Source organism: Paenibacillus sp. MAH-35 (assembly GCF_058135425.1).
The window spans coordinates 1-17,574 of the sequence record NZ_JBYUPU010000007.1 but is presented as its reverse complement, the minus strand read 5'-3'; the positions used below and the strand labels follow the sequence as shown (position 1 = coordinate 17,574).

Annotated in this window: 14 protein-coding genes; 7 read left to right on the top strand and 7 right to left on the bottom strand. The window is 47.7% G+C overall.

What is annotated here, in order from left to right:
* Positions 1 to 342 precede the first annotated feature (342 nt).
* The 7 genes from AC3Y2E_RS09525 to AC3Y2E_RS09495 all read left to right on the top strand — a co-directional run bounded on the left by AC3Y2E_RS09525 (position 343) and on the right by AC3Y2E_RS09495 (position 6,988).
* Positions 343 to 768, top strand: coding sequence for an NUDIX hydrolase (locus AC3Y2E_RS09525; protein WP_379209504.1), 426 nt, complete (start codon positions 343 to 345; stop codon positions 766 to 768).
* A 475-nt stretch (positions 769 to 1,243) separates the two neighbouring features.
* Positions 1,244 to 1,627, top strand: coding sequence for a DoxX family membrane protein (locus AC3Y2E_RS09520; RefSeq protein ID WP_379209502.1), 384 nt, complete (start codon positions 1,244 to 1,246; stop codon positions 1,625 to 1,627).
* Positions 1,628 to 1,922: 295 nt separating this feature from the next.
* Positions 1,923 to 2,249, top strand: coding sequence for a PadR family transcriptional regulator (locus AC3Y2E_RS09515; protein ID WP_379209500.1), 327 nt, complete (start codon positions 1,923 to 1,925; stop codon positions 2,247 to 2,249).
* A gap of 3 nt (positions 2,250 to 2,252) precedes the next feature.
* Positions 2,253 to 3,227: a permease prefix domain 1-containing protein gene (locus tag AC3Y2E_RS09510; RefSeq protein ID WP_379209498.1), complete on the top strand. Its 975-nt coding sequence runs from the start codon at positions 2,253 to 2,255 to the stop codon at positions 3,225 to 3,227.
* 544 nt (positions 3,228 to 3,771) lie between these two features.
* Positions 3,772 to 4,323, top strand: coding sequence for an AAA family ATPase (locus AC3Y2E_RS09505; RefSeq protein ID WP_379209496.1), 552 nt, complete (start codon positions 3,772 to 3,774; stop codon positions 4,321 to 4,323).
* A 346-nt stretch (positions 4,324 to 4,669) separates the two neighbouring features.
* Positions 4,670 to 6,037 (top strand): serine hydrolase domain-containing protein, encoded by a 1,368-nt coding sequence (locus AC3Y2E_RS09500; RefSeq protein WP_379209494.1) that lies wholly within the window; start codon positions 4,670 to 4,672, stop codon positions 6,035 to 6,037.
* Between the two features lie 573 nt (positions 6,038 to 6,610).
* Positions 6,611 to 6,988, top strand: a complete 378-nt coding sequence (locus tag AC3Y2E_RS09495) for a hypothetical protein (protein WP_379209492.1) — start codon at positions 6,611 to 6,613, stop codon at positions 6,986 to 6,988.
* 400 nt (positions 6,989 to 7,388) lie between these two features.
* Here the strand turns inward: AC3Y2E_RS09495 and AC3Y2E_RS09490 are convergent, their stop codons facing one another.
* From AC3Y2E_RS09490 to AC3Y2E_RS09460, 7 genes are all read right to left on the bottom strand, one after another.
* Complete coding sequence (locus AC3Y2E_RS09490) at positions 7,389 to 8,807, bottom strand: DUF5050 domain-containing protein (protein WP_379209490.1); 1,419 nt, start codon at positions 8,805 to 8,807, stop codon at positions 7,389 to 7,391.
* A 112-nt stretch (positions 8,808 to 8,919) separates the two neighbouring features.
* On the bottom strand, positions 8,920 to 9,945 hold the full coding sequence (locus AC3Y2E_RS09485) for an SMI1/KNR4 family protein (protein ID WP_379209488.1): 1,026 nt from the start codon (positions 9,943 to 9,945) through the stop codon (positions 8,920 to 8,922).
* A gap of 180 nt (positions 9,946 to 10,125) precedes the next feature.
* The gene (locus AC3Y2E_RS09480) at positions 10,126 to 10,854 is read right to left on the bottom strand and encodes a VanZ family protein (protein WP_379209486.1); all 729 of its coding nucleotides are present in this window, start codon (positions 10,852 to 10,854) and stop codon (positions 10,126 to 10,128) included.
* Positions 10,851 to 11,177, bottom strand: coding sequence for a PadR family transcriptional regulator (locus AC3Y2E_RS09475; protein WP_379209484.1), 327 nt, complete (start codon positions 11,175 to 11,177; stop codon positions 10,851 to 10,853). Before AC3Y2E_RS09475 ends, AC3Y2E_RS09480 begins: the two co-directional genes overlap by 4 nt.
* A gap of 308 nt (positions 11,178 to 11,485) precedes the next feature.
* Positions 11,486 to 11,974 carry a DinB family protein gene (locus AC3Y2E_RS09470; RefSeq protein WP_379209482.1) on the bottom strand — a complete coding sequence of 163 codons (489 nt, stop codon included), beginning with the start codon at positions 11,972 to 11,974 and terminating at the stop codon, positions 11,486 to 11,488.
* 123 nt (positions 11,975 to 12,097) lie between these two features.
* Complete coding sequence (locus AC3Y2E_RS09465) at positions 12,098 to 15,940, bottom strand: DUF4838 domain-containing protein (RefSeq protein ID WP_379209480.1); 3,843 nt, start codon at positions 15,938 to 15,940, stop codon at positions 12,098 to 12,100.
* Positions 15,941 to 16,482: 542 nt separating this feature from the next.
* Positions 16,483 to 17,355 (bottom strand): helix-turn-helix domain-containing protein, encoded by an 873-nt coding sequence (locus AC3Y2E_RS09460; RefSeq protein ID WP_379209478.1) that lies wholly within the window; start codon positions 17,353 to 17,355, stop codon positions 16,483 to 16,485.
* Positions 17,356 to 17,574 lie beyond the last annotated feature (219 nt).

Sequence of the window (17,574 nt, the reverse complement as noted above, 5' to 3'; positions counted from 1 at the left end):
ATATCACTCATAAAAAGAACTCTCCAGAAGCGGAGGGTTCTTACCTTATCGATTTGTTTGCGGGCGGTGCCAGCTACCCTGGTATTACCCCAGGGTAATGAAATGTTGCCCATACCGATACAACGGCTGGCGAAGGCAGGTCGTCCTTTCTTGGTGCTCGACCCCGTTCCCTTATCAGACTGATATGAGTAACTTATCATTGGCCCATGGCAATATATGTATGCTACTGTATGGGAGATGGATTTAGACAACGGAGATTGATCGATTGAGCACATTTAATTGATATCAGAGTTTTACTCATCATCCGTTTTGAGTTGCTTGGAAATAGGGGAGGGCGATGAAGTGGTTCCAAAACATATCGTATCTGCGGCAACCATTGTAGTTAACGAGCGCAACGAAATTTTATTGATCAAAGGACCCAAACGAGGATGGGAAATGCCAGGCGGGCAAGTTGAAGTAGGGGAATCGTTGAAAGATGCGGCGGTAAGGGAAACCAAGGAAGAGAGCGGGATCGATATAGAAGTAACAAAGTTTTGTGGGATTTTTCAAAATGTAGGCGCTAGTATTTGCAACACTTTATTTTTAGGCAGACCAATCGGAGGAGAATTAACAACTTCGCAGGAGTCGTTGGAAGTAGGTTTTTTTCCAATCGAGACCGCATTGGAGATGGTAAGCTGGGGAAATTTCAAACAAAGAATGGAGCTTTGTTTAAATGAAGAACTTCAGCCTTTTTATGTTGAATTTTCCATTCCGCTAAAAGATTGCTAGTGCGCCAACGTTTTCCGACGGATCTCGTTTCCTTATGATAGACGACAGAGTGGAGCTGCCGCCGACTGTGGAAAATCGCCCGCTGAAAACGGCTTCGTGCGGCAGTTGACTGACCGCAAGCGGGCCGAAATGAAGAATATACTAGGTTTGCAAACGTAGAGTGACAAGTGCACGTATTCTTAAGAAACCGCGTAAATCGCGGTTTTTTTAACATTCAAAGATTGTTATTGCCAAATCATTAAAGTGGTAAAGTGAACTATTCTTTACCCCGATAATTACACGACTCCATTTACCATAGCGACCCCATTATGTAAGTCAACGTTTTGTATCGTACCATCGAAGTGATAATTAGGACCATTACAATAGTAGTGACAATTATGACGATAAGCACTATGTTTATTGACTTTTACAATAATTCCCTTGCAGCTATAATGAAGACAATTGCTATCGCAATTAGGATAAGGAGCTGATCCACATGCGGATTCATCCGGTATTTCATGTTCTTCGTTATGCGTTGGGGCTTATTTACGTGGCGGCAGGGATAAACGGTTTTTTCGTGTTAGGGGGACTTGAACCGTTTCTGCCCGAAAGTCCGGAAGCGCTCGAGTTGCTCGGAACGGGCTATTTGCTTGCGATGGAGAAGTCGGTCGAACTGCTCGGCGGATTGCTGCTGCTCTGGGGCCGGTTTATTCCGCTTGGCCTGGCCGCGCTCTTCCCGCTGACGATGAACATCGCCGCCTTCCATCTGTTCCGCGACCCTCAACTGCTGGTGCCCGTCCTCGTCATGTCAGCCGCCCATTTGTATTTGTTATGGGTGATCCGTGACCATTACCGGCAGCTCTTTGCCTACCGGCTGTAGTCAATGGGGCATCATCGTGGGATGAAGCAAAGCGGGGAGGCTGGCACAGAAGGAGCCGGGCTTCAAATCGATGCAATCGACGTACACGTAGCAGCAGATGTAGAGCTTACAATCGATAGATTGTACTTATCCGCAAACAGCACCTTATGCTTGTGGTGTCGCTATCCTGGAAAAGAATATGGTTCGCAAGCCTGCTATCGGTCGTGTCCGGCCAGAGTAGGCTTTTTTGTTTTATCTCCGCGGAAGCGAGCCCGTTTTTGGTGAAGTACGACAGGCATAGTAAGGAGAGGGACACTTGATAAGCAGCGACATTATCCGGGGGTACAATGATACGATCATCCTCTACATGCTGCTGGACGGGGAGTCTTACGGCTATGAAATATCGAAAAATATCCGGAGACTGTCGGAGGAGAAATACGTCATGAAGGAAACGACGCTGTACTCCGCCTTCACGCGTCTGGAGAAAAACGGCTATATCGTCTCCTTCTTCAAAGAAGAAACGTTCGGGAAGCGTCGTACTTATTATCGGATTACCGCAGCCGGTCTTGCCTATTACCGGGAAAAGTGCGAGGAATGGCAATTGACGCAAGAGGTTGTAAATCGTTTCATAAAGGAGCTGTAGCGTATGGACACCATTATCGGGTATTTGGACAATATGTTCGCCTCATTGCCGAAAAACGATCAGACGATCAAACTGAAGCAGGATTTACTTGCTACGATGGAGGAGAAATATTACGAGCTCAAACACGAAGGCAAATCGGAGAACGAAGCCGTCGGCATCGTCATCTCGGAGTTCGGCAATATCGACGAACTGGCCAGTGAGCTTGGCCTGTCGCGCGACCGTGAGGAGAAGTCATTACGGCACATCTCCGACTGGGAAGCGGAGGAATATGCGACCGCCAAACGGAAGAGCGGCTTTCTGATCCGGCTCGGCGTATTTTTGTGCATTACCGGGGTCGCGCTGCTTGTGCTGTTGACCAATCTCTCGGAGGACGGCCTTCTCGGGCCGCTCGTCACGGATAATACCGGCGGCTGGATCGGTCTGATCGCCATGTTCATGCTGATGGTGCCGGCCATCGCGATGTTCATCTACAGCGGGACGAAGCTGAACTCGTTTCACTATATGCAGGGCGAATTTGTTTTTCCGCACGCTTTACAAACCTATATTCGTCACAAACAAAGAGCATTTACTCCAACGTTCACACTGGCTTTGATCGTGGGTGTGTGCCTGTGCGTCATGTCGCCGGTCATGATATTTGCGGCCTCTGTCATTAGCGAGGATTTGACCGTTTACGGAGTGGCGGCGATGCTTCTGATGATTGCGGTTGCCGTCTTCTTGTTCACGTATTACGGTAATATCAAAAACAGCTTCTCGGTGCTGCTGCAGGAAGGCGACTATTCGCAGGAAAAGAAGGAGGAGAATCGGGTCGTCGGCGCCGTGGCCGCGATCGTATGGCCGATTGCGACCTGTGCGTTTCTGATTAGCGGACTTGTCTACCAGCAATGGCACATCAACTGGATCATCTTCCCCGTGACTGGCATTTTGTTCGGAATCTTCAGCGCGGTTTACAATATATCGAGGGGTAACAGAGCGTCTTGATTGGAAGGAAGGGGGCAGGGGCATCACAAAGGCCTGTGTAAGAACACCCCGATAAGACGTAGGCGCGGGACGTCCCTGGATCATCTACGTCAAGGCTGCCGGCAGACCGGCAGTCTTGTTGCGCTATCGGATCGTTTGAGCAAGTGCTGCGAATCCGGAAATAAGGTAATCCTCGATCGGAATGCCGCCGCTGGCTGGACCTCCCCCCGCTCCGTCAGACCGGCGACCGCCTCAGGCACGCTAAAGAGTGCTTACGATTGAAGCGACTTTTCCGACAGTATGATATAATGCTCCATAGAATTTAATTACTCCTCAGTGACCTTCTCCAGATTGCATGTGCCTACATCTGCAAATACAAATACAACTAGGCTATAGCTATAGCTGCTGCATTCCCTCAGTTGTCCCACATCCGCTACTAAACGCCCTGCCACCTCACCATGCTTGAAAGTTAACCCCGTCTGGTTCTATTATTCCACATCCATTCAACGAATTACGGTTGGACCGAACTCGCCTTACAAACTCTATCTAATCTAAGGAGGATGTTATGCAGGTAGACGGAAACTCTTTTTTTGTCATTACAGGTGGCCCTGGCTCAGGAAAGAGTACGCTCCTTGATTATCTCGAACAGCAAGGCTTCCTGCGGTCGGTCGAAGCGGGACGCAGCATTATCCAGGAGCAAACGATGATCGGCGGGACCGCTCTGCCTTGGAAAGACAAAATACTTTTCGCAGAGCTCATGCTGTCTTGTGAAATGCGTTCCTACCAACAAGGACTGAATCCAGGAAATACCGCCCCCGTTCTGTTTGATCGAGGTGTGCCTGACGTCATCGGGTATCTTCGACTGGAGGGGTTGCATGTTCCGGTTCATATCCAGCGCGCTGCCGAATTATTTCGATACAATAAACGCGTCTTTATAGCACCGCCCTGGCCGGACATTTATCGGCAGGATGCCGAACGAAAACAAGATCTGGAGACTGCCTTCCGAACCTTCGACACGATGACAGCCGTTTACACCGAGCTTGGTTACGAATTAGTCGAGCTTCCACGTTGCAGCATCAAAGAGCGCGCCGAATATATCCGATCGAACATACGTTGACGAGGAGTGATGGAGGGATAGACAAGCAGGGCAGAAGCCTCTTCATTTTTAAGGGTACATGGGGAGAAATATCGCGTACCTTTCGCGACATTATCGGGCAACCGGCATCTGAAATCGGAATGTCGGAAGCTATCGATAAGTCAAAAAGACAAAATAATAATTATTCCCATTAATTATTATCGTCATTAAATATTTTAAATACGGTTTATGAGACAATCTCAGAAAAAAAAGGGGTAGCCCCTCGTATCGATTTGCAGATTTTTTACGTTATATGGTGTGAATGGAGACAGTCTGATGATCTTGATAGCAAAAAGCCAATAAGATGGATAACGGGAGGGATGCTGCTATGAATTTTTCCGTTTCGTCCGAATGCTTCGACCGGTCTTTTCTCGCTCACAACCATGAGACGTTGAGAACAAGGATGAACGAGTATCTGCAAGCTTACGAGAAATTGGACTATTTTAGCGGATCTGTACTGGTAGCGCACAATGGCGAGATTGTGTTAAACGAAGGTTACGGGATGGCCAACCGGGAGCATGATGTCAAAAATACACGTGATACGATCTTCCAGTTGGGGTCCTTAAGCAAGTCCTTTACAGCGGCCGCGATCATGATACTGCACGAGCAAGGCAGCATTAGCACGGATCATACGATCGGCCGGTATTTAGCGGATTTTCCGAATGGGGATAAAATCACCATTCATCATCTGTTGACGCATACGTCCGGTCTATCACATCCCGTAGGCCTGAACACGAAAGTACCCACGAGGCTGGAGAATGTTGTACAAAAATTTCGCGACCAGCCGCTTGCCTTTCCTCCAGGAGAGCAGTTCCAATACGGGAATTCCGGATATATTTTGCTGACCTATTTAATTGAGCAAATCTCGGGGAAACCGTTCGAAGCGTTTTTGCAGGATCATATTTTTCAGCCACTTGGCATGTACCACTCCGGTTACGATGTTCATAATCGCATTCTGAAACACAGGGCAGATGGTTACTCTGCGGCAGGATCTGAGATCGTTCATGGAGAGTATGCACATTTGTCTACCCATGCCGGAGCAGCCGGACTGTATTCCACTACCGGTGATTTGTATATATGGGACCAAGCGCTGCATTCCGACCAGCTGTTCAGCCGGCAAACCAGAGAGCGTTTGTTTACCCCGCTTCTGCAAAATTACGGGTATGGATGGTACATTGACCAGCAGACTTTGGGCGGAAGCTTGAGAACCCGAATTCATCATGGGGGATTGGCTAATCCCGGGTATTACAACCGAATGACCAGATATGCGGATGAACGGCTATTGATCGTAGTTTTAAGCAACTTTCTGTTGTCTCCTCTGGAAAAAATGAATCAGGACTTGACCGGAATGATGTTTGGGGAGACGGAGGTACCCTTCCCGGACAAACCCGAACATCTGGTACCGGAGCAACCCGCGTGTTTTGAAGGATTTTGCGGAACCTATGAAGCGTTTATTCCGATTCATGTAACCGTGGAGCCGGGGCGTTTGTTCATTACCATATTCGGGTTCAAACTGGAGCTTTTCCTCCAATCGGAAACTGCGGAACAGATTGATTTTTATGCGAAAGCGGCATATGTACGTATTTCTTTCCGGAAGAATGATTCCGGGAAAATCGACGGGGCGACCATACATTGGCTTGGGGAGGAAGGATATTACGCCAAAAGGAGAGAGGAGATTCAACATAAAAGATGGTAGAAGGCTGCGATTTTATACACAGTCCCGAAATAGAACCTTACGATGATGGACGGAAGACAATTCGCTTGCTGAAGAGGAACGTGATTATCGTCTGTAAGGAAGGGAACATTGAAGCTGCTTAATGGAGACATATATAGTTAACATAATAATATTTATGTAAACTTATTTTGATGTGCATACATAACCCATAGTTGAGCAATCCCTATCAATGACTGCCTACTGCGAGAGCACGATATGTGGTTGGTAAATATCGATTCTTGTCCATGGTTTGTTTACGAACGTTTCATATATGAAGGAGGGAGGTTGAGGCTGCCGACGGGATCGGCGGAGAGCGGGAGGACCCGCTACTGTCACGGTTCAAGTTAGCGCGGCCGCAAGGTACGACTGAAGGGGGAAGATTGAAATGTAACCGCATAAAATTATGCGCAAGGAGAAGAGTCTCTCTAAAGAGGAGTCCGGGGAGAGGTGCCTACCGATTGGGTCAGCCGTAGGCTGTGCCCCGTCTACGATGTACTAATTACTATGGGGGGAATTTGAATGTTTAGTTAAAGGAGCTATGTAATAAGTCTGGTTTTGACCGGCGCATTACTTTCTATGGGTGTACTATCTGGTTGTGGAACTAATGAAAAAAAAGGTGCCAATGAACAAGTCGAGAAAGATCCAGATGTTAAGAAAATATACGAGTATACCGGCGCTCCGGTTGAACTTCTCTTTTTGGATGCAAACACAGGGATTACAGAAGAAAAATTCGAGGAACACTTTGTCAAACCGGTTAAAGCCAAACATCCTAATATCAGTCTAAAGCTGCTTAAAGTAACGAGCCCAGCTAAAGATGGTATTGAAGCTTTAATCGCTGCCGGTACGATACCGGATCTAGTCGCAGACAGCAATACGGGTTTGAACAATTATTTAGATATGGATTATTCTGAGGATTTAAATCCTATGATATAAAACAATTCAATGATGTCGATCTTAATCGATTTGTTGGATGTTCAGAACATCCATCATGGCATTGCAGTGAGAAAACACACTGATAGGGGCCGCCAGTGTTAAATAAGCTTATAACATGTTCACAAAACCCGTATTTTATACATATGTCAGCAACTCGACTAAAAGCGCCTTGGTCGCCTTGGTTTTGTTTTGGGATCCGGTCGGATGACTGACCCATAAAAAAAACGGAATGATTAGATTCCGGTTTTAGTGCCTGAACATTTTCTTTAAGACATTCTTATCCAAGCCGATCTCTTCCGCAAATTTCTCAGGTTCTAAAGGATGTATGATTCCCTTAGTTGAGACGATAAACCCTGCGAATATTGAAGCGCATGATTCTCGTATGAACAAGAACCGACCGTTATTTCATTTCCATACGGTCTAGCCGGCTGTTCCCCTCCCAGGCGTGGTTGTAATACAGCGTGTCGCCCGCGAAGTAAAGTGAAGTCGCACGAGCGGTCGTCAGGCCGGTTTCCCCCGTACCGTCAATGCGGAGCTTGTCGATATTGCCGGAGCCCATAATTCTGAAATTACCTGTGCCCATGTAAATCCAGCCCTGCCGGTAATGAATCGTCCTAATCAAATGTGCCGAGGTATATAGCGGAATATCGACCAGCCCGTCCGCACTCATTTTGTTCAACTGTATGCCATTATCGCTAACGTAATAAATCCATCCATCGATGACAACCGCACGGGTCACCTTCTCACGAAGCTTCCGATTTTCAGAGCCATCCAGGTTCATCCGATACAGACTGTGCTGTCTTACATAATAGATCGTATCTCCATCCAGGAAAAATCCGGAAAAGGACGAACTTTGGTCTTTGGCCAGAATCACTTGATCCTCCGTACCGTCAGTCTTCATCCTACGGATACTGTCGGTCCAGTAATAGCCCCCGCCGTTTGTATCGTGCATGTAATAAATCCAGCCGTTGTACACCCAAATATTTTCGGCCGGGCCAATGGAAATCTGCATGCGCCCTGTTCCGTCGGTTTTGATCTTATAGATGCCGCCGGGTCCAAATGAGGAACGAATCGTGTAATACAGCCAATCCCCTTCCAGGTTTAGGTTTGCGGCATTGTCGTCCGACAGCTTGATTTCCCCGCTGCCATCCATTTTCCGCTTGACCAGCTGACTCGTCCCGAAATACTTGATCTCCGGATTCATATAGAGCCAATCGCCCTGAACGGCGAGTTGTCCGGTGTTCGCCACATTAAGCGCGTCGCTCTGCTTGCCTTGCGTATTCGTTACGCCACCGCAGGACTCGATCCCGAGTCCCTGCTCCGCATCCCAGCTCATCGCCCATCCAAACACGTCATGCGTAAACCGCCACGTCATCGGAAAATACGTAATATTGCGGTAGAGCAGCAGCGGATACGGTTCAGCCGCATGGTCAATCCCTTGTCCGTTGACTTGCATCGGAAATGTGGCAAGCTCGGCTTCTTGAGTATTAACGTTTGAAAGGATTGTGGAATTCAAATCCTGTTGCAATGGTACGCAGGCGTTCGTTGTTGCAAGCGACATCCCCTGCATCGGGTCCCACTGTGCAGTAAGCCCCAGCGCGGTCATGTTGTTCCAGGTCATCGGGAAGTACGTGATGTCCTTATACACGAGAAACGGATATTCGCTGTGCCGTACATCCAGCACGGTACCGTTCACGGTTACGGGAAATTCGGGATAGCTTACCTCGGTCAGGTCAGTTGCAGCATTGGAGGCGGCCGGCTGCAAGGCAAGGGGGAAACTTAGTAGTAGTGCATAAAGACAAAGGCGGGCTTTGATCAAAGCAAACTCATCTCCTTATGAATTACTTCTTATATTATATAGATAAACAAATGATATTCCCAAAATGTTACAGGAGAACGTCGTAGATGAGGTTTCGTTTAGACTGTTACCTTTAATGGAAATCTGTACGCTCGGCCCATAACCACTTTCTAACCAACTTACCGTTTAGTGATTCAGAATGGATGTAAGGCGTATCCCGGTCCGATAGCAGGAAAAAATCCTCCCCCCAGTGTCCAGCACAGCCGACTCGGCTCCACTGGCTCAGGAAAGATTCAAAATTACGTCCCAATCGCCAGCCGTGCATTTCCATATTTATGGATAAATAAATCACTTCACCTGTAGACCTCTTGATTCCAAAATAGCTGCCATTCCCATGTCTGCAGAAGATCAGAGAATCCTGCCAGTGATTGCGTACTTCACTATCGTTGAAGGTATTCCCCTCGCGCTCTTCTTCAAGTTCCTCCAGCAGGCTCAAGTCCCATATTCCATCGATGTAGCCGCCACTTGAGACAGACGCGTTTGTGAAACTCATAATCTGTTCATGGTAACCTGTATATACTCCTTCATTTTTAATAGCGATGGCATTTTCGTTATTCAGTGACCAGAAGAAGTTTAGCTTCCCCGAGTAGTTTAACAACGTATTGCGGAAGGATACAGGCAGCTTTCGTTTCAGCTTGGACTCCACCTGCCGGATCTCCTCCAACGAAGCAGGGGCACTGCGGCTGTAGTGTGCCATGCCGCCACGTTCCAGTATAATGTCATGTACCTTTCGAAAACGTGTATCCATTTCGACAAAATCCAACTTCTCGAATTGCTGCGGTGTGCGATTCTCCGGCTGAACTGCCATCGGTGGCACATAGTCTTCTCCCATGAAACGAATCCAGTGAGCCAGATCATCTTCCTCGAATGAAAGCTCCTTCAAGAATCTTCGATGTTCCTCGTAAAATTGCATACCTTTATCCGTAACAATATACCAGTCTTCCTTAACGCCAAACGGATCTGTTTTTTTCTCAAGAAACCCCATCTTGGCAAAATCATGTAGAGTCTTTAAGAATTCTTCTTGCGACATTTTGTAGATAAGTCGTGACAGTTCCTGGCTGCACAAAGTCCGATGAATTAGATGAAATAATAATCGCACTTACCGATCCTCCTTGATGTCATTTTTGCACAAGAAAGTTAAGTCCAATATCTCTCTTTAGGAGATAGCGTAAGTTTCCATAAACGTTCGAATTATCCTGCCCGTTCAATGAAAAAAAGAGCAGTCACCGCGTCGTCTGCTCCCGTCTAATTCCATTATCGTACCTGGTAGTTCAATAAATCAAGCTGCAATGTTCCCTAATCGAGATACTTTTCCTTTTTGAAAGTAGGAATAAACCAACCATCCAATGAACGAGCCACTTACATAAAATAAGATATCATTTACATTTAATGCTCCTGTATTGGTTATAAACTGTACCAATTCAATAAACATACTAATGATTAATGTATAAATAACGAATTGGGTCAAAGTTGAAACCTTAAATATTATTGCAAGAAAAAATCCCAATGGAATAAATAGCAAGCTTACACCTATCGCTGTTTTAAAAAAGGTGATATCAAAAGCATTTCTAGTTGACACCCAGAAAATAGATTGGTAGATTTCACGGTCGATGTTTTTAAAGGGGATCAAGTTTGATGGATAATCTCCCCATTGAAATCTTAATGTAACCGTGCCGTAGTCTTTATCTATCATTCTGTCAAATTTTCCGACAAACAAGACCATTACCAAAAACCATATGTAAACACACAAAGATAACCATAGTGATACTCGAAAGATTTTTTTAAAGGGATTTAATTCCATCTCCATTTTGTGTTGAAGCAGTTTACTGTCTCCAAAGTCAAATACTGCACACTTTTCTGCAAGATCGTCTGCTAGCCCCTTCTCTGTGTATTCCCTCTTTAATAACATCAAATGATCTTGAAACTCTTCAATTAGCTCTTGTTTTGTACTTAAATCGCAATCAAGCTTTGAAGAAAGTTGTTGAAGGTAACGATGAATATGGCTCATATCGCTCCCTCCGTGACATTTACGATCATGAGATTAAGTTCCTTCCAGTGTCTAATCTTCCGAGTGAATTCAGTCTTGCCGCTTTCAGTTATTCGATAGTATTTTCTTCTGCCGCCATCGCTAGTTTCTCCCCAATAGGATTCTACAAATCCCTTATTCTCCAACCGTTTTAAGGCGGGATATAAGGTTCCTTCACTCATATCATATAGGTTATTGCTTCTTTGTTTTAAGTTTTTAACAATTTCATATCCATAAGAATCGTGTCTGTTTAGTTCAGACAACAATAAAATATCAATACTACCCTTCATCATCTCCTTGTCCACTTCACACACCTCCAATTAAGTTATTCAAATTGTAATACAATGTACATCGCATTACAAGTTTTGTTTCACTCCGCTAACCTTCCTGTCAGCATAACGAGGATGCTGATACATCGCTAGCCATATCAAGTTGTATTATTGAACTCGCACCTATAAGAATCGATGCTTTTTTCTCAATGGTACTTCCGAGGAGCATCATCTAGCTTAACGGGGCTATCGGCGATAAATTCAAAAAGGAGCTGTCGCGGCGCGACAAGCTCCTAGAAATCCATTTATTAAATTTTTAAAATAAATCTAAGACCATGCTTGCCTTACTCGTCAGCTGAGGGACCGTAGGGGCCCGGTACCGGAATGTCGAGAAGCCGCAAATAAACTCCGAGCTGCGCCCGATGGTGAACCATATGACTTAATCCGAAGGTGCGAAGCGCAAGCGCCCGAGGTTGGCTCAGGATGATATGACCACCGTTCCGCAAGGTCCATTCCTCACCAAGTGTTTTCTCGTCGCACTCGGCTAACAGTCTTTCAATCTTGACGACGTTCGCGTCGAATTCCTTCAGCACGTCTTCGCGTCTGTCCAAAGCTTCCCGCCGAAACGGCACCGTCGATAGATCGAATTCCGGATAAAGAAAAATCGCGACTTGCCAGTTCAGCAGGTTGATCAGATGCGTGGTTAGTCCGCCGAGTGTCATCGATTTCGCGTGAGGCTTCCAAGACATTTGCTCATCGGGCAAACGCTCCAGGATGCGGCGCGTAGCAGCCAACTCATGCAAAGCGTCTCCGACGATCAATTGTTTCACCATAGTTCCCCTCTCCCTCCATATAAAGCTAGCATACAATAAATCCGTTCGAGTGGAAAGCCGCCGACTCGGAATAAGCCGACCGTATGAAATAGACTCCTTGCTAGATCGAACACGAGGTTTGCATTATTCCAGTTTGTACAGCTTGACGTCATCCATGTAAACTTTTTCGCCTGGAGCAAATCCCCATAAGGTGAGGCACAATTGCAAATGATTGGCGGCTACGCCGGCGTAATCGGGTTTAATCTCGAACGTATATTCGAAACTCGCCCATCTTCCATTCGCCCAGGCAACCGGCCTCTGCTCAGACTTAACCGCCTGGAGCCTTCTTCCCCCTGCGTGATCCTTAATGTTCATCCACCATTGTACCGTGCCCGACGTCGTTGTCCCGGCAGGCGCATATAAATAAACCGTCGCTCTGTACTTGCCCGGTGTCACTGCGATGTCCTGAATTGGCCCTCCCCCTTGCGTTACCGCTTCGGATACAAGGCTATAATCGCCTGTGTGCGCGATTGCATCCGTCCGTTTCACGCTTTGCCAAGTCGCGTCGGGTACCCACTTTGTCCAAGGGGAAAAGGTGTTTTCGTTACTGCCGCTTTCAAAAGAAGCATTTTGCACTCGATTACTCGTCTCCACCAAATAGAGCTTATGAAAGCTTTCCGTATTCCAGGTCACTCCACCGCCCCACCCTAAAGATACGGAGTTGCCGTGATAGTTCCTAAAGAAAAAGGCTTGCAGCGTACGATCTTCGTTCGGGTTGACACCGATACTGGAAAAAGGAATAACTTGAATCGCACTCCAGCGATCGCTCCCCATACTTGCATTAGCTGCCCAGCCAGAGTCTGTATGCGGAATGGGCGTCCCCTCCGGCAATTTTCTGTAAACGAACTTCACGCCCTTCGGATTGGTATAATAACCGGAGTACGCGCCTTTCGGGTTAAGGGTCACATACGTTTCGATCGAGTCGTCCGCGCCGCTTCTCCACCAATCGTTAGGAGCATCGTCGCTTGCGACCATATTCGCCAATGCAGGGTCGAAGTTTTCGTATCCGACATACAAGTTTTCGTTATCCCACAACAGCCGTACTTTAGTTTGTACAGGCGCCTCCTGCCATGAGTTCTTCACTAGAAAGTCGGAGAAAGGTTCTGCTTCTGTCCATGGTCCTGTATGGAAATCGAGGGATTGCAAAATTTGCACTTTTGGCGCATTCGTTTTGACTGCGACAGCAGAACTCCCGAATCCGGGAATTTGATCAAGGAATTGGCGCAGTTGCGTGGAGACGACTTGTTCCTGCGGGATCGTCCCGACATAGCTTTGCAGCGCGGAAATAAGCGACATCTGCACGCCGTCCCAAACGCCTCCGTGCAGTGGGGGTTTGAGCGGCAAGTATAGCGCCCAATGTCCCGCAAAATCGGTCACCAATTGCATCCGTTTCTGGCCCATCTCATAGCTTTGGACGAGATCCTCCAGCATCAATAACGCAGCTTGCTCATTGGCGGGAGGCTCCACAACTCCGCTTCGCGGATAACTGAGCGCAGACGCTTCGTAAAATTCAAACGCGCGCAGCAGCAACCCGGCGCGAGCTCGCTGTTTCTCCGTCCCCGCTTGCGCGACAGCCAGTTCCAGCAGACGCCGGCTCTCGGCGATATCCGCTTTCGTCACTTCTTTCAAATAACTGTGCTCGAACAAATTCAGGAAGTTGGAACGGCTCGGACTGTTTTTCCACTCTAAATACCAGCTCGAGTTAAAGATGCGGGTCGTCCAAAACTGCTCCCACAGCTCGTCGTATTGCCGTACGTAAGGCGCCGCTTCTTCGCCGACGGCGCGAACGTACCACTCCTGCAGCAATTGATCGACATTTTGGTTCGGGTTCCACTGCAATTTGGCGGAAACCCAAGGTTTTGCTCCTTCTCCGAAGTTCGGATAAAGCTCGGCCACATGTCCGACCACACTGTGGTTGTCGGCGTATTGATAATGTTCAGCCATCTTGTGCGAATAGATGCGCGGCACGTTGTAAGGTGAACCGTATAAATATTCGTACCAGCCCAGACGGGTCGCCGATTGCAACCAATTTTCCGTGTGCTGCTTGCCGATATCCCCCATATCCGGATCAATCCAAGACATCCGGTCGTCCGTAATGTAAGGAATGACTCGGGGATGAAGCTTATACGGCGTCCCGTCCGGGTTCATCGGCGGATCATACATTTCTCTGTACGCAAGCAAACCGAAGTATTTGTCGGGATACTCTTGCAAAACACCCTCAACGATTTGATTCACCCAACGGTAATACAGGTCGGAACGGTGAAGGTTGCCGACCGAATTCGTTTTCGTTAAATAGTCGGGATGACCGGGAGTTTCACAGTAATTGGTGTTGTCGTTCATCCCGAGCGAATACGAGTTCTCCTGCGGGTTGGCACCGAAATATGCTGTGATGCGTTGGATCGCCGCCGCAGCCGTCGTATTGTTGAAGCATGGCTGAAAACTTCCGGTCGGAATCACACCGCCGGGATAATACTCGGGATGATCGGCAAATACGTTGGGATCAAACAAGTGGTCCATGTTGTGGTGGAACTGGATATTGTCATCCATCCGGTTGTATTTGGCCCACTCCGCAAAGGAGGACGGAGTTCCCATGCCAAAAAAGTGACGGGAAATCGTGGCCGGTTCATCAAGGACAAGCATGCGCGGAACAGCAAGGCTGCCGAGCTGAGGCACGTCCTCGCCGTCCGGTCCGGGCATCAGCCAGCGAACGCCGACGTAACGCTCCAGAAACGAATAAACGCCGAATTCCGTCGCGCGCTTTGTCGTCCCGATGATCGTAATGGCGTCTTCCTGCGGGTCGATCACAAAGCCGTGCTCATTCAACTGTTGCAGCAAAATCTGATGACGCGCTTCATCGACGTCGCGACTTTTGCCAACGTACATTTTTACACCGTTAAATCCGGCCGGTTCGCTCGTCACAACAGGCAGTTCAACTCCGGTAGCCTTCTGAATATACTCGACCAGAGGTTTGGCATATGGATTGGCAGACTGCTCGAAGCCGCCGTTTTTCACGAGCGGGCCATTGCTCTCTTGCTGGGAAACGACAATATCGTCGATCCATACCCCAGCGCCTTCGCCGCCATCGACATCCACAAACAATTGAGCTCGAGCAACCGTTTTGTTGTTGATCGTTGCCGGGATGTCGCGATGCAGCGTGAGCTGTCTCCATACACCAGACGCATCCGCAAAAGGAACGAATTCCGATCGGATTGTTGACAGCTGCTGGTTATTCGCATCCCGCAAATTCATGCCGATCGCGATTTTCCCGCTGCTAACCTGACTGGAAGGTGAGTAATAGTATACTTGAGCTGTAACAGTTCCCGGCTTCAGATCGATAACTTGGGCAATGCCGCCCCGTTTCATGTCGTTTAACCGCATGCTGGAAAAACCGGTATGTGCAGTGTCTTGTACAAGCTCGGCCGTACCCGCGAAATTGCTCCAGGTGGACCAGTTGGGCGCTTGGTTGCCTGTTGTAACGTCCTCCGGCACGATGATCACCGCATTAGGCTGACCATAAACTACCAAAGTCACCGGCTGCGATGATGGCGGTTCCAAAGCCTCTACGATCAGTTTGACGTACACATCGAGCGTTTCCTTTACATTACCGGATAGAAATGCTTGCATTGCCTCATTGTGAAGGTGTTTCTGAAAATCTTTCATCTTCTTGGAAGCTTGCCCGGTGGAGCCTTTCTCCAGATGATGCCGAACCTGATTAAGCGCATTTCCCAATTGCTGCGCCAGCGGGGTATGAAGATCGCCCGAAGCCGCATATTCGTCGAGGTGAGCCTGTGCGGCTCCGATGGCCATATCCACCCATTCAAAACTAAACTGATCTGCATGGGTCGCCTCGGCCTTTTGTACAAAGCCGAAAAATGAAGGCAACGAAATTAGTAGAGTCAGCATCCAAACTGGAACATTACGTCGCATGGTTCATGTTTCCTCCCGCCAAAACAATGTATGGTGCATTGGATGGAACGGCCTACCAACGTGCAGACATGCATCATGAATCATCTTGTTGTAAACCAGCTTCGCCGGATATCCAAAACGGAAGATCAGCCAGCTTAGCATCGTGCAAGTTTTTATCATCTCGATGTATGCGTTTTCAGTTTGGTCTGTGTTAAACTTCTGCCAGCTCGACCGGTTGCTGATCCTCTGACGGTTTAGCGCCGCCCCCCTTCCTTCGCACCGCCCTTGCTCGCACATGCAGTCGTAGCGGTCAATCCGCGCTGAATAAGATCCTGCAGAATTTTGTTCAATAACGCTTTTCTGGCCCGTAAAATATGCAAATCGAACTGTCTGAATCCTGCCTCCTTTCCACTGCTCCTAGATTGTACCTCGATACAAAGTCAAATTCGCGACAGAATAAACAATCACGTTGTCAGATCTTTACTCTTCAACCCGGCTATAATAGGCAAAGACGCCTCCAAACCACCCTATAAGTGGTCTTGAAGCGCCCTTTTGCTTGCCTGTCAGATGAACACATTCCGGTATTCCCGCGGCGATTGCCCTTTTACTTCCTTGAACACACGGTAGAACGTGCGAACCGATTCGAAGCCTGTACGAAACGCAATATCCATAATCGGCCTGTCCGATGTAATCAACATGCTCGCTGCACTATTCACTCGCAGCTGATGTACGTATTCCAGGAAACTTCGTCCGGTTTTCTCGCGGAACAGGCGACTTACATACGATGCGCTGATATGAAGATAACTGGCGATCATATCCAGCGTTAACCGTTTTGCAAAATGCACATGAACATAGTGAAGGGCTCTCCAGAACAACTGATCTGAAATGTCCTGATCCATCGCATATGCCGGTTGATCGTCTGTTTCGGCCTTTCTTAGAAACATAATCAATGCCTCGGACAACTTGTTGCATATCATGTTGTTTCGCCCGCGCAGATCTGCATTGCGGTACTCCAACAGGAGTCGTGCAAAAAGCTGCTCGATCTGGGCAGCTTCTGCTTCACGAAACAAAGCAGTTGACGGAAGATGTGTCCCGATTTGATACATCCGTCCGAACCATTCCGAAATATAAGGCGAGCCAAATAATAGGCTAATATCGAACTGACAGCAATATTTCTGAATCACAGCGCCTTTATCACTGATCGTTTGGTGAATATGATAGGGAAGCGCTAATGAAACAGACCCTGGCTCCATACGATGCATGGTTCCATTTATGCTTTGGTAACCGCTCCCGGCGATAATGTAGGTGAACTCCACAAACGTATGGTAATTCAGCACGGTGACGGGAAACGTGTGAATCCCGATGTAAAATGGCGGCTTTCCTGTCTGTGGCCGGATCCCCGCCATAAATTCATGGAACTCCAGTTTGTTGATCATCTTGATGCAAGCCTCCCAACACATAGATTGGTCGTATGTCCACAGACGATGCCATGCTGGTTTGCATCCCACACTTTCTCCCCCGTCTATCCGCCTGCACCAGCCTATCGCGTAAAGCTGTTTGGCTGATACCCCGTTCAAAGGCTGTATGTGCTTCAACAATTCGAACGCCAGTAGTTTTGTTACGCTGACCAAATCTTAATTCACTTCATTTAATTT

Coding starts and splice junctions, on each gene's coding strand:
- AC3Y2E_RS09460 (WP_379209478.1), bottom strand. CDS start 17,355: ATGATCAACAAACTGGAGTTCCATGAATTTATGGCGGGGATCCGGCCA.
- AC3Y2E_RS09480 (WP_379209486.1), bottom strand. CDS start 10,854: ATGAGCCATATTCATCGTTACCTTCAACAACTTTCTTCAAAGCTTGAT.
- AC3Y2E_RS09465 (WP_379209480.1), bottom strand. CDS start 15,940: ATGCGACGTAATGTTCCAGTTTGGATGCTGACTCTACTAATTTCGTTG.
- AC3Y2E_RS09520 (WP_379209502.1), top strand. CDS start 1,244: ATGCGGATTCATCCGGTATTTCATGTTCTTCGTTATGCGTTGGGGCTT.
- AC3Y2E_RS09500 (WP_379209494.1), top strand. CDS start 4,670: ATGAATTTTTCCGTTTCGTCCGAATGCTTCGACCGGTCTTTTCTCGCT.
- AC3Y2E_RS09510 (WP_379209498.1), top strand. CDS start 2,253: ATGGACACCATTATCGGGTATTTGGACAATATGTTCGCCTCATTGCCG.
- AC3Y2E_RS09505 (WP_379209496.1), top strand. CDS start 3,772: ATGCAGGTAGACGGAAACTCTTTTTTTGTCATTACAGGTGGCCCTGGC.
- AC3Y2E_RS09470 (WP_379209482.1), bottom strand. CDS start 11,974: ATGGTGAAACAATTGATCGTCGGAGACGCTTTGCATGAGTTGGCTGCT.